The following is an 11,576-nucleotide window of genomic DNA, read 5'->3' as shown; positions in this document are numbered from 1 at the left end:
AGCTCAGCTGCAGCAGCCCCCGCCGCAGCAGCCCCCGCCACCACCGCTCGCCGGGGCCGGCGCGGACGACACCGCGGCCGAGCCCGAGGCGGACGACGAGGAGGAGATCCCCACCGAGACGGTCGACAGCAGCTTCACCGTGTCGTCGTGGCCCTTGGGGCAGGGCGGCGCGGCGGCGTTGGCCTGTGACATGGGGCGGCGCATCTCGAAAGTGGCTCCGCAGGACTTGCACCGGTATTCGTAACGAGGCATGGCCTCAGCGTATCCCCCGGCCCCTGGAACGGTGCGTGTTGCCGGGCCGGTCGAACGACCAGCCTTAGATCCTGCGGGCCAGTGTCAGCCCATCCGCGACGGTGAGCAGCACGTCGTCCACCCGGTCGTCGGCCCGTACCCGGTCGTTGAACGCCCGGATGGCCGCCGCGCCCCCGCCGGCCGTCGGGTCGACGACCTCGCCGTGGTAGAGGGTGTTGTCGGCGACCAGCAGACCGCCGGGGGCCAGCCGGGGCACCAACTCCTCCCAGTAGTCGAGGTACGAGCCCTTGTCCGCGTCGAGGAAGACGAAGTCGATCCACCGGCCCGCCGGCAGCGCCCGCAGTGTCTCGATCGCCGGGGCGATCCGCAGGTCGATCCGGTCGGCGACACCCGCCTTGGCCCAGGCATCGCGGCCGTAGGCGGTCCACTCCTCGGAGACGTCGCAGGCGATGAGCCGGCCGTCGGCGGGCATCGCCTGGGCCATGGACAGGGTGGAGAAACCGGTGAAGGTGCCGACCTCCACGATCTGCCGGGCCCCGGTCAGCCGGACCAGGAACGCCAGCAGCGGGCCCTGCTCCTCGGCGGTCTGGAGGAAGGCCGCGTCGGCGAGCTTGCGGTGGGTGGTCTCGACCAGTTCACGCTGCGCGGCGTTCAGCGGCGGGTTGTGTTCGAGGACATACGCGTACAGCTCGGGGGTGAGCTGCGGATTCTTCGTCTCGGGCAACGTCTGCTCCTGTGTGTGGGCCAAGGGCCTAGGCTGACGAGATGCTCGTCGATGACGCGGTGGCCCTGGTGCCCAGCATTCCAGGCCGCAGAGCCCTGCTGGGTCTGGTGGGCGCGCCGGCCGCCGGGAAGTCGACGCTGGCCAGGCGGCTGGTGGCGGGGGTGAACGAACGGCTGGGGGCGGACACGGCGGCGTATGTGCCGATGGACGGTTTCCATCTGTCCAACGCGCAGTTGGACCGGCTGGGGCTGCGGGACCGCAAGGGCGCGCCGGAGACCTTCGACGTCGACGGTTATGTGCAGCTGCTGCGCCGGCTGCGGTCCGAGCGCGAACGGCCGGTCTACGCGCCCGACTTCGACCGGCGGCTGGACGAACCGGTGGCTGCCGGGCTGGTGGTGCCGGCCGGGACCGGGCTCGTCGTCACCGAGGGCAATTACCTCGCCGACGACGGGCCCGGCTGGGGCCACGTGCGGGACCTGCTGGACGAGTTGTGGTACGTGGACGCGCCCCGCCGGCTGCGCGAGCGCCGTCTGCTGCGGCGGCATGTGCGCGGCGGCCGGACGGAGTCGGAGGCGCGCGCCTTCATAACCGCCAGCGAACGCCCCAACGCCCTGCGGGTGGAGCGCGGCCGCGCGCACTGCACCCGGATCGTCGTACCGGGCCAGCCGGACGAGAACGGCACCTGGGAGGTGTGACCGTACGGCGTACGGGCCCCGGTGGCTACGCCGCGATCTCGTCGCCCGAGACCGCGACCAGCATGCGGCGCAGGATCTCCTCACCCGCCGCGACCCCCACCGTGCCCAGCGCGGTGATGTGCGGGGCGGTCCAGCCGCTGTCGGCGAGTTCGCCGTGGCCGGGGCTCCAGCCGCTGTCCGCGGCCATCAGCAGGTCGGCGTCCAGGAGCGAGTCGCCGGCCGCCAGCACCTGTTCGACGCCGGCACGGCGGATCACCTCGGCCAGCGCGGCGCTCTTGCGGAGCGGCTTCGGCACGGCGTAGATCTTGCGGCCCTGGAGGGAGACCGTCCAGCCGCGCGGCTCGGCCCAGTCGGCGAGTTCCTTGACCCAGCCGGCCGGCAGCCGCTCGCGGTCCACCACCAGATAGGCGAACAGGTCCTCGGCGACGCGCTCCTTGCGCAGCCACGCGGGGTCGGCGGTGGCGGCCAGATGCGCGCGGATCTCCTCCAACGGGGCCGATCCGTCGGCGAGTCGGCGGCGCATCTCGGCGTTCCAGTCGTGGTCGGTGTGGCCGTCCACCAGCAGGTGGCCGCCGTTGGCGCAGATCGCGTAGCGGGGCTGGCGGCCCGGCAGGCTGATCCGGCGGTACTGCTTGCGGGTCCGGGTGGTGACGGGCATGAAGCGCGCGGAGTCGGCGAGTTCGACCAGCAGCCGGCCGGCCGCCTCGGTCATGAACGACAGCGGCTTGGCCTCGTGCACCTCGACGCACAGCAGCCGGGGCGCGTTCTCGTCCGGCATGGTCAGGGCCAGCGCGGCGCTGGAGTAGATGAGGGTGCGGTCCAGGTCGCTGGCGACCAGGGTGCGGCTGGGCGCGGGCCGCTCGGGCCCGGCGGGCTGGGGCTTGGACTCGGGCTTGGTCTGGGGCTCGGTCTGGGGGGTCACTTGGTGCCTACCGCCTTGCCGTCGGTTCCGGTCGCGCCACGGGTGTAGCGGGGGTGGATCAGGCCGACGCAGGAGTACGGCAGGCCGTCGACCTCTTCCACCGGCACCCCGCGCTGGGCGGCCAGCAGCCGTACGTGGTCCAGGTCGGCGCCCGCGCCGCGCTGGGCCAGGATCTTCCAGGGCACCCGGCGCAGCAGCACCCGGGTGGTCTCGCCGACCCCGGGTTTGACGAGGTTGACGTCGCCGATGCCGTACTCCTCGCTGATCCGCTCGACCGCCCGCCAGCCCGCCCAGGTCGGTGAACGGTCCTGCGAGCGCAGCGCCTTGACGTCCTCGGCGACCGCGTCGGCGACGGCGTCGAAGGCGGCGGACACGGTGTCGAGGAAGGAGCCGGAGACGTCGGCGCCGAGCAGTTCGCGGTAGAACTTCGCGCCGTGGAAGTCGTCGGGGCCGATCAGGTCGGCGTTCAGCACGGTGCGCGAGATCAGGCCGGAGACGGTGGAGTTGAGGCAGGCGGACGGGATCAGGAAGTCGTCGCGGGTGCCGTAGGTGGACACGCAGCCGCCGGGGTCGGCGAGGACCGCGATGTCCGGGTTGAAGCCGTCGAACTCCGCCACGGCGTCCGCGAGTTCGCGGGTGATGGCGCCCTTGCCGGTCCAGCCGTCGACGAACACCGCGTCGGCCGCGTTGTGGTGGGCTGCCAGCCAGCGCAGCGCGTTGGCGTCGATGCCGCGGCCCCGGACGATGGAGACGGCGTAGTGCGGCAGGTCCAGGCCGTGCGCGTGGCGCGCCCAGCGGCGCATCAGCACGCCCACCGGGGTGCCGGCCCTGGCCAGCGAGACCAGCACGGCGTCGGGCCCGCGTTCGGCCAGGACGAGTTCGGTGACGGCGCCGACCGCCCGGGCGATCCGGGCCGCCGAGCCGGCCAGCGCGGTGCGGAAGAGTTCCTGGTACTCGGGGGTGGGCTGGTACTCCACCGGCAGCGACTCGGCGTAGTGCGCGCCGCCGCTCTGGATCGCCTCCTCCCGCTCCTCGGTCGGGGCCTCCAGTTCCACTCCGGACAGGTCCTTGAGCAGCCAGCCCACTTCGTCCGGCCGGTAGGACGAGAAGTCCGGCCCGCGCAGCGGCTCCGGCAGCGGACGGGGTGCGGTGCGGCTCATGCTGCGGTCGTTTCCGTTCGGTCGATAGGACGGCACGACGGCGAGCAGCACCGTCTCCGTGACCCCGGCCAGCCGGCCGAGCAGCCCCCCGGGCTCGTACAGCGCGTCCGTGTCCCCCACCGAGTCCACCACGCACACCACCGCGTCGAAGCCGGTCACGTTGTACGCGTACCGCTCCCGCGACCCCTCGTCGGTGGGTCCGTCGTGGGCCCCGAAGACGATCCTGGTCCGGATCGCGTACCCCGGGTCGTCCACGGCGAGTACGGGTGAGCGGGTGGTGGTGGAGTACCGCACGGTGGTCTCCGGCTCGCCTTCCGCCGTTCCCAGCGCGTCCTGGAGGGCCTGGGCCAGGCGCAGGGGCGCGTACATCAGTTCCTCGTTGCCCAGCACGAGCACGCGGCGGGCGCTGTCCGGCAGCGCGTCGGCCAGCCGCCGGCCCATCGCGGGCAGCGCCGCCTCCAGCCGCTCCCGGTGCTCCGGCGAGAAGCCGTGCCGTCCCCCGTCGGGCAGCCCCTCGGGCCAGCCCAGCTCGACCCGTCGCGCGGAATTGCCGTCCGGACCGCCGAGAAGACTGCCGACCGGAGCCGGCCGCTCGGCCGGGGGCTCATGGGCCGCCACCAGCGCCTGACCGCGTGCCAGGACGCCCGGCGGCAGGGTGACCGTGCCGGTGGACAGGGTGAGGACGTCGATGCGGGTGGACAGGGCCGACGCGAAGGCGGTGAGGGCGGTGCGGTCGGCCGGCGGGCGGAGGTCGGTGAGGGCGACGACCACATAGTGGTCGCGGGGGTGGCGCCCGTGGAGGTCGCGGATGGTGTTGCGGATGGTCCGGCCGGTGGAGAACTCGTCGTCGACCAGCACCAGCGGGCCGGGGCCGGCCAGCAGCGCCGGGTCGGCGGGCAGCAGGAAGTGGCCGGTGGCGTGACTGTGCTCCTCCTCGAAGCCGCCGGCCGGGGCGACGCCGGGGACCTCGCGGCGGGTGGAGTGGAGGTAGGGCGCCGTGCCGAGGCCGTCCGCGACCGAGTGGCCCAGACCGGTCGCGGTCTCGGCGTAACCGAGCACGACGGCCCGGTCGGCCTCGGCCGGCCCGAGCAGCTCCCGGACCCGCCGACCGAGCCGGAAGCCGTGTCCGTACACCGTGTCCGGCCGCTGCGGCACATGCTTGCCCAGCACCTGCGAGACGAGCAGGTGCGCCCGCTTGGGGTTGCGCCGCAGCGCGAGGCCGAGCAGGTCGTGCAGGCCCTCGCCGTGCAGGGCGACGCCCAGCCGGTCGGCGACCCACTGGCCCGGCCAGGGCGCGTTCGTGGCCATCAAGCGGATTTCCCTCACTCCAGTCGTGTTCCCCGGGCGGATCCGCCCGGGGTCCTTCGGTCCTTCGGCGCCCGCGCCCGTCAGGAGGACGGCAGGCTGGCCGCCAGCAGTTCCACGAAGCCGACGTCCTCGCCCGCCACGCCGAACACCTCGGCCCGCCGCAGCGTCCGCTCCGCCCAGGCGCGGTGCGGCTTCACCTCGTTCATCTTGTTGGTGTAGGCCGACCGCAGGACGCCCCCGCCGCCCCGGTCCTCGTGCAGGATGTCCCCGGCGTCGCAGAACTCCTCGTGGGTGACGACGTTGAGCGCGTGCACCAGCGGGACGTGGGTCGGGTGGATACAGGTCTTGCCCTGGAGTCCGTTGGCCCGGTCGAGCTCGATCTCCCGCAGCAGCCCGTCCATGTCGCGGGCCAGCAGCGCCTCGCGCAGATCCTCCGCCTCGGGGGTGAAGGGGCTGCGCCGCAGCTGCGGCTTGAACATCCGCTCGTGGTGCCGGAAGTACTCCCAGACCGGCCCGCTCACCGTGAAACCGCTGCCGTCGGCCCGCCCGAAGGTGTTCACCACGTCGCCGATCACCGAGGCCACGATCTGGACGTCGTAGGCGGTCATCGCCGGCGCCCGGCGCAGCCCGTAGGAGGCGCAGAAGTCGGTGACGCCGAGCCGCATCGCCAGCACCCGGTCGCGGTATTTGTCGACCGTCCGCGAGATGCCCTGCAGTGTCTCCACCCGGCTCTCCAGGTGCAGCAGCTGGGGTGACTCCAGGACCGGCATGGCGAACAGCCGGCGTCCGCAGGCGGCCTCGGCCTTGCTGAGCGCCTCCAGGAAGGGGACGCCGGTCTCCTCGGTGAATTTGGGCAGCACGAACCCGGACAGCAGCTCCACCGTCCCGCCGAGCCGGTTCACCAGGTCGGTGATCTGCTCGGGTGTGCGGACCCGGATGAAGAGCAGCGGGATGGCGCCGGCCGGGTCGGGGCGGGCGGCCAGATCCGCGAACTGCGTGATCAGATTGGCCTCGCCCGCGACGACATCGCGGTCGTCGATGGAGTCCTCCAGGCACAGCACCATGGACACCACGCCCTGGGCGGCCTGCTTGCGTATGTCGTCGGCGAGCCGGGGACGGGTGGCCGGGCTGTAGAGCGTGGCGCCGAGGGCGACAGCGAGTGTGTGGGCGGGCGAGTCGGCGGTGAATTCCTGCGGCTCGCGGTGAAACAGTTCACTTCTGAGATCAGAGGTGAGGTGTCCGAAGTGGCGCATACGCCCCCTTTCAGGTGGTCGGGCCGGGAGACATCTGGCCGATTATCGTACGTGCGACCATGGAGTACTGGTTCCCTTCGTTCGTGAAAAGCAGGTAACCGGCGCAGGTCCACCGCATGACCGTCGCACCGGATCGGCCAGATGGGTACGCCATCGATACAGGCCGGTTCTTTACGGTCCCGCACCGCACCCGTCCCGCCGCGCCGCGCGGCGTTGTGGGCCGGCCCGCCGGAAGGGCAGGATGACCGGTATGACGCACGTGATGGTGAAGGGCTCGAACATCCCGCTGGACGCCTCCGGCGTCCGGGCCGTGCTGCGCTGGAGCCTGCGGCCGGGAGCCCCGGACGTGGACGCCTCCGTGCTGCTGGTCGGTTCCGGCGGCCGGGTCCGCTCGGACGCCGACTTCGTCTTCTACAACGAGCCCCGCCATCCCTCCGGCCTGGCCCGCCACCTGCCGAAGAAGCGGGTGCCGGAAGGACTGACCGACACCGTCGAGGTGGACCTGGCGGCGCTGGACGCCACCGTGGACCGGGTGGTCGTGGCCGCCTCCTGCGACGGCGGCCCCTTCAGCCAGGTGCACGACCTGGCCCTGATGGTCTACGACAGCGCCGGTCCGCAGCACGCCGCCCCGGTGATCACCTTCGACGTCGTCCCGGACACCGGCCAGGAGACCGCCCTGATCTGCGGCGAGTTCTACCGCAAGAACGCCGGCTGGAAGTTCCGCGCACTCGGCCTCGGGTACGCGGACGGGCTGGTCGGACTGGCCACCGAGTTCGGTATCGCGGTGGACGACGGGGACCCGGAGCCCGCTCCGGCGCCCCAGCAGACCCAGGTCCAGCCGCGACCCGAGCCGTCGCTGGCCCCCACCGCGGCGATGCCCGCGCCGGTGCGGGCCGAGCCGCAACCGGCTCCCGCGCCGGCCGCCACGACCGCCTACGGCTATCCGCTGCCGGCGCCCTCGCCCGCACATGTGCCCGCCCAACCAGCGTACGGCTATCCGCAGCCGGTCGCGGCGACCGCCGCCGTCCCGCCGCCGCCCACCGTGGCGCCGCCGGTCCACCAGCAGCCGCAGCAGGGCTACCCGTCCTACGGCTACCCTCAGCCGGTGGCGGCGACCGGGCAGCGCAGGGGCGACAGCGGCTTCCCGGACAGCGGTCCGCCGGACAACGGCTTCACGCTGCCGCCACAGGGCCCGCAGTTCCAGCCGGCCCGCTGACACCGGGCCGCCCGGCCCTGCCAGCCCAGCCGGACCTGCCGGCCCGCTCCCGACCGGCACCCCCGGCCCGACCGCGCTACACCTTCGACTTGTAGCCGCGCCCCCACTGCAGGCCCCAGCCGTACAGCCGGTCGATCTCGGCCTGGAAGCCGTAGACGTACTTCACCTCGCGCCGCACCACCAGCTCCCCCTTGCGGTTCTCGATCAGCAGCACCGCGCAGGACCGGGCCTGCGGTTCGCGCTCGCTCAGCGGGATCTCGATCCGCGGACCGGAGCCGGGGAAGATCTCCACCTTGGCGTGGGCGCGGTCGAAGGCGGGGGTGCCGTCGTAGATGTAGACGAAGACCAGCAGCCGCTTGAACTCGTCGCGCTTGTCGAAGTTGATGAAGAGCGTCTCGCCCGAGCTGCCGCCGAACCGGTCGTCGCCGCTCATCTGGATGTAGGGCGGTGAGTCCAGGTCGCCGAGGAAGTCGCCGAGCGGCTGGACCACGCCCTTGGAGCCGTCGGCCAGTTCGTACAGGCAGGCCAGGTCGAGGTCGACATTGACCATCGCCGGTCCGGCCGCCTGCACCACGTGCGGCTTGAAGATCTCCAGCTGGCGGCGCAGGAAGCCGCCGCTGTCCGCGTTCCAGCTCGCGGTGTCCGAGGTCCGCATCTGCCAGGACAGATTGACCCGCATATTGCCCACCGCGGCGCCCTGCTTGGTCAGCGAGATCTCCGGGCGCCGTTTGGTCAGCTCCACGGAGTGCACATTCGTCAGGTCGAACTGCTGGGCGCCGCCGGGCCCCAGAACTTTCCGCCAGTCCATCGCTCCCACTCCCGGTGCTCCGCTGTGTCCGTACGGTGCCGTGCCCTATCCGTACAGTGACATGCGGCTGCCCCCACCGGAAGAGCGGGAAGGCGGGGGCAGCGTGCGCACGGCAGGTGTTCCGGCCAGGCCCCGGACCGGGCCCGGCCGGGCCTCTTCGAGCCGGGGTTCAGACGCCGGTGGTGATGTGCGGCTTGTCCTCCGTCTGCTCGGACTTCTTCCCGACCCGGCGGTTGCGGACCACCGAGGACCAGTAGGACGCCCCGATCAGCACCACACCGATGAGTCCGGTGACGACCTCGCTGACTTCGTACTTGATCGTCACCAGCAGGATGATCGCCAGCGCGCCGATCGCGTAGTGTGCGCCGTGCTCCAGGTAGACGTAGTCGTCCAGGGTGCCCTTGCGGACCAGGTAGACGGTCAGCGACCGGATGTACATCGCGCCGATACCGAGGCCGAGGGCGATCTGGAAGATGTTGTTGCTGATCGCGAAGGCGCCGACGACACCGTCGAAGGAGAAGGACGCGTCGATGACCTCCAGGTAGAGGAACATGAAGAACGCGGCCTTGCCGGCCAGGCCCGCCACCTGGGAGACGGTCGCCCCGCTCCGCTCCGGGCTGGGAACCGCCTCCCGGTCGGCCTCCCGCTCGGCGTCCAGCTCCGCGTCGGCCTCCTCGTCCTCGTCCTCGATCTGCTCCTCGAAGTAGCCGGAGATCCCGCCGACCACGAGATAGGTGATCAGGCCCAGGACGCCGGACAGCAGCACCGTCTCGCCCTTGTCGACGCTGCCGTGCCCGCCGTGCACCGGTACGCCGGTGGCCACTGTCGTGGCGGCGATGACCAGGGCGCCCATCGCGACCACCACCGAGAGCATGTCCAGCTTGCCCAGCTTGGACAGCGGCTTCTCCAGCCAGGTCAGCCAGGTGATCTCCCGCTCCGCGAAGATGAAGTCGAGGAAGATCATCAGCAGGAAGAGGCCGCCGAAGGCGGCGATCGCCGGATGGGCGCCGGTGACCAGCGCCTCGTAGCGCTTGTGGTCGTCGATGGCGACCTTGACCGCTTCGTAGGGGCTGAGCTTGGCGGTGAGGGCCACGATGATGATCGGGAAGACCAGCCGCATGCCGAAGACCGCGATCAGCACGCCGACGGTCAGGAAGATCTTCTGCCAGAAGGCGTTCATCTTGCGCAGGATGCCCGCGTTGATCACCGCGTTGTCGAACGACAGCGAGATCTCAAGGACGGACAGGATCGCGATGAGCGCGACCCCCTTGGCCCCCCAGAAGTAGCCGGCCAAGGCGAGGCCGACGGCGGTGATGCCGAGCGACCAGCCGAATGTTCTGAGGAGCACGTGCTTCCCACCCAATCCCTTGAGATCCCCCCGAGCAAGGGAACCCCCGCGCGGTACGCGGCTTTACGAAACGTTGACCCCGAAGTCTAGGGCGATACCGCGCAGTCCGGAGGCGTACCCCTGACCTACCGCTCTGAACTTCCATTCGCCGCCGTAGCGGTAGAGCTCGCCGAAGATCATCGCCGTCTCGGTGGAGGCGTCCTCGGTCAGGTCGTAGCGGGCCAGTTCGGCGCCGTCGGCCTGGTTGAGCACCCGGATGTAGGCCTCGCTGACCTGGCCGAACGTCTGCACCCGGGCATCTGCCTCATAGATCGACACCGGGAAGACGACCTTGTCGACGGCGGCCGGGACCTTGGACAGGTCGACCAGGATGGTCTCGTCGTCGCCGCCTGAGCCGCCGGTGAGGTCGTCACCGGTGTGCTCCACGGAGCCCTCGGGGCTCTTGAGGTTGTTGTAGAAGATGAAGTATTCATCTCCCATCACCCGGCCGTTCGCGCACAGCAGCGCGCTGGCGTCCAGGTCGAAGTCGGCTCCGGTGGTCGAACGGGCCCTCCAGCCGAGGCCGATCTGCACCTGGGTGAGATTCGGCGCGGCCTTGGACAGGGAGACGTTGCCTCCCTTGGCGAGCGTGACGCCCATCGTGGTTCTTCCCTCCCCGCGAGTTGGTTCGCGACGCGTACGGCGTACGGCGTCCCGTCCGGCCGCCGGACAGTGGCGTACGGCGGCCGGACGGTGGCGTACGGCTGTCAGACGTTGACGCCGAAGTCCTGGGCGATGCCGCGCAGCCCGGAGGCGTAGCCCTGGCCGATGGCGCGGAACTTCCACTCGGCGCCGTGCCGGTAGAGCTCGCCGAAGACCATGGCGGTCTCGGTGGAGGCGTCCTCGGTCAGGTCGTAGCGGGCCAGTTCACGGTTGTCGGCGGCGTTGAGCACCCGTATGTAGGCGTTGCGGACCTGGCCGAAACTCTGCTGGCGCGGCTCGGCGTCGTAGATGGAGACCGGGAAGACGATCTTGGCGACATCGGCCGGCACCCCGGAGAGATTGACATTGATCACCTCGTCGTCCCCCTCGCCCTCGCCGGTGAGGTTGTCACCGGTGTGCTCCACCGAACCGTCCGGGCTGCGGAGGTTGTTGAAGAACACGAAGTGCGCGTCGGACAGGACCTTGCCCTGCTCATTGGTGAGCAGCGCGCTCGCGTCCAGGTCGAAGTCGGTTCCCGTGGTCGTACGGGCGTCCCAGCCCAGACCGACCACGACGGCCGACAGGTTCGGCGCCTCCTTGGTCAGCGAGACGTTGCCACCCTTGCTGAGGCTGACTCCCACGAGTCCTCCCCTCCCCTTCGGTGCGGATGCAGCTGTGCGTACCGGATCAACGTGCCGAGCTTAGTGACCGGTTCCCCGCGACTACAGCGCTTCGAGCGCCTTTGCGTACTCATGAAGGTCACGGGCCTCCGGCAGGCCGTTCACGATGGTCCAGCGGACCGTCCCCCGCTTGTCGATGACGAAGGTGCCGCGCAGCGCGCAGCCCTTGTCCTCGGCGAAGACGCCGTAGGCGCGCGAGGCGGTGCCGTGCGGCCAGAAGTCGGACAGCAGCGGGAAGTCCAGCGCCTCGGCGTCCGAGAAGACGCGCAGGGCGTGCATGGAGTCGCAGGAGACCGCGAGCAGCTGCACGTCCTCGTTCTGGAACGCGGGCAGCTCGGCCTGCACCGCCCGCAGCTCGCCGGTGCACACGCCGGTGAAGGCGAAGGGGAAGAACAGCAGCACGACATGCTTGACGCCGCGGAAGTCGCTCAGCCGGACCGTACGGCCGTGCTGGTCGCTGAGGCGGAAGTCGGGGGCCGGGTCGCCCACACCGACCTGGGTTGGCACGGTCGCGGTCCCTCCGTCGGTG

The 11,576-nt window shown here is 71.2% G+C and carries 12 protein-coding genes; 2 read left to right on the top strand and 10 right to left on the bottom strand.

What is annotated here, in order from left to right; all coding sequences use genetic code 11:
- Positions 1-3: 3 nt before the first annotated feature.
- Entirely contained in the window at positions 4-252 is a 249-nt protein-coding gene (locus tag ACFO3J_RS34785; RefSeq protein WP_386438497.1) for an FmdB family zinc ribbon protein, read from the bottom strand.
- Between the two features lie 64 nt (positions 253-316).
- A complete protein-coding gene (locus ACFO3J_RS34780) occupies positions 317-976 on the bottom strand; it encodes an O-methyltransferase (protein WP_386438494.1) in 660 nt (219 codons plus the stop codon).
- 41 nt (positions 977-1,017) lie between these two features.
- Between ACFO3J_RS34780 and ACFO3J_RS34775 the strand changes: the two genes are divergently transcribed.
- Complete coding sequence (locus tag ACFO3J_RS34775) at positions 1,018-1,671, top strand: nucleoside/nucleotide kinase family protein (protein WP_386438492.1); 654 nt, start codon at positions 1,018-1,020, stop codon at positions 1,669-1,671.
- Between the two features lie 25 nt (positions 1,672-1,696).
- Here ACFO3J_RS34775 and ACFO3J_RS34770 read toward each other — a convergent pair whose 3' ends face one another.
- The 3 genes from ACFO3J_RS34770 to ACFO3J_RS34760 all read right to left on the bottom strand — a co-directional run bounded on the left by ACFO3J_RS34770 (position 1,697) and on the right by ACFO3J_RS34760 (position 6,314).
- The gene (locus ACFO3J_RS34770; protein WP_386438570.1) at positions 1,697-2,509 is read right to left on the bottom strand and encodes an HAD family hydrolase; all 813 of its coding nucleotides are present in this window, start codon (positions 2,507-2,509) and stop codon (positions 1,697-1,699) included.
- A gap of 80 nt (positions 2,510-2,589) precedes the next feature.
- Complete coding sequence (locus ACFO3J_RS34765) at positions 2,590-5,061, bottom strand: phosphoribosyltransferase (RefSeq protein WP_386438489.1); 2,472 nt, start codon at positions 5,059-5,061, stop codon at positions 2,590-2,592.
- Between the two features lie 80 nt (positions 5,062-5,141).
- Positions 5,142-6,314 carry an HpcH/HpaI aldolase/citrate lyase family protein gene (locus tag ACFO3J_RS34760; protein WP_386438486.1) on the bottom strand — a complete coding sequence of 391 codons (1,173 nt, stop codon included), beginning with the start codon at positions 6,312-6,314 and terminating at the stop codon, positions 5,142-5,144.
- Positions 6,315-6,564: 250 nt separating this feature from the next.
- On the opposite strand from ACFO3J_RS34760, the gene ACFO3J_RS34755 reads away from it, so the two are divergent.
- Entirely contained in the window at positions 6,565-7,530 is a 966-nt protein-coding gene (locus ACFO3J_RS34755) for a TerD family protein (protein ID WP_386438483.1), read from the top strand.
- Between the two features lie 76 nt (positions 7,531-7,606).
- Here ACFO3J_RS34755 and ACFO3J_RS34750 read toward each other — a convergent pair whose 3' ends face one another.
- From ACFO3J_RS34750 to ACFO3J_RS34730, 5 genes are all read right to left on the bottom strand, one after another.
- On the bottom strand, positions 7,607-8,338 hold the full coding sequence (locus tag ACFO3J_RS34750) for a TerD family protein (RefSeq protein WP_386438480.1): 732 nt from the start codon (positions 8,336-8,338) through the stop codon (positions 7,607-7,609).
- Positions 8,339-8,507: 169 nt separating this feature from the next.
- Positions 8,508-9,686, bottom strand: coding sequence for a DUF475 domain-containing protein (locus tag ACFO3J_RS34745; RefSeq protein ID WP_386438478.1), 1,179 nt, complete (start codon positions 9,684-9,686; stop codon positions 8,508-8,510).
- Positions 9,687-9,749: 63 nt separating this feature from the next.
- Positions 9,750-10,325, bottom strand: a complete 576-nt coding sequence (locus tag ACFO3J_RS34740) for a TerD family protein (RefSeq protein WP_386438475.1) — start codon at positions 10,323-10,325, stop codon at positions 9,750-9,752.
- 107 nt (positions 10,326-10,432) lie between these two features.
- Positions 10,433-11,008, bottom strand: a complete 576-nt coding sequence (locus ACFO3J_RS34735; RefSeq protein ID WP_386438472.1) for a TerD family protein — start codon at positions 11,006-11,008, stop codon at positions 10,433-10,435.
- An 81-nt stretch (positions 11,009-11,089) separates the two neighbouring features.
- Complete coding sequence (locus ACFO3J_RS34730; protein ID WP_386438568.1) at positions 11,090-11,554, bottom strand: peroxiredoxin; 465 nt, start codon at positions 11,552-11,554, stop codon at positions 11,090-11,092.
- Positions 11,555-11,576 lie beyond the last annotated feature (22 nt).

This window comes from Streptomyces polygonati, assembly GCF_042650325.1.
Taxonomy (GTDB): Bacteria; Actinomycetota; Actinomycetes; order Streptomycetales; family Streptomycetaceae; genus Actinacidiphila; species Actinacidiphila polygonati.
Note: the sequence above shows the minus strand (reverse complement) of the source record. Positions and strands in the feature narration are given on the sequence as shown.

Bases quoted from the DNA above. Each gene is read 5' to 3' on its own strand.
- ACFO3J_RS34785 (WP_386438497.1), bottom strand. From the start codon at position 252: ATGCCTCGTTACGAATACCGGTGCAAGTCCTGCGGAGCCACTTTCGAG.
- ACFO3J_RS34775 (WP_386438492.1), top strand. From the start codon at position 1,018: ATGCTCGTCGATGACGCGGTGGCCCTGGTGCCCAGCATTCCAGGCCGC.
- ACFO3J_RS34765 (WP_386438489.1), bottom strand. From the start codon at position 5,061: ATGGCCACGAACGCGCCCTGGCCGGGCCAGTGGGTCGCCGACCGGCTG.
- ACFO3J_RS34760 (WP_386438486.1), bottom strand. From the start codon at position 6,314: ATGCGCCACTTCGGACACCTCACCTCTGATCTCAGAAGTGAACTGTTT.
- ACFO3J_RS34755 (WP_386438483.1), top strand. From the start codon at position 6,565: ATGACGCACGTGATGGTGAAGGGCTCGAACATCCCGCTGGACGCCTCC.
- ACFO3J_RS34750 (WP_386438480.1), bottom strand. From the start codon at position 8,338: ATGGACTGGCGGAAAGTTCTGGGGCCCGGCGGCGCCCAGCAGTTCGAC.
- ACFO3J_RS34740 (WP_386438475.1), bottom strand. From the start codon at position 10,325: ATGGGCGTCACGCTCGCCAAGGGAGGCAACGTCTCCCTGTCCAAGGCC.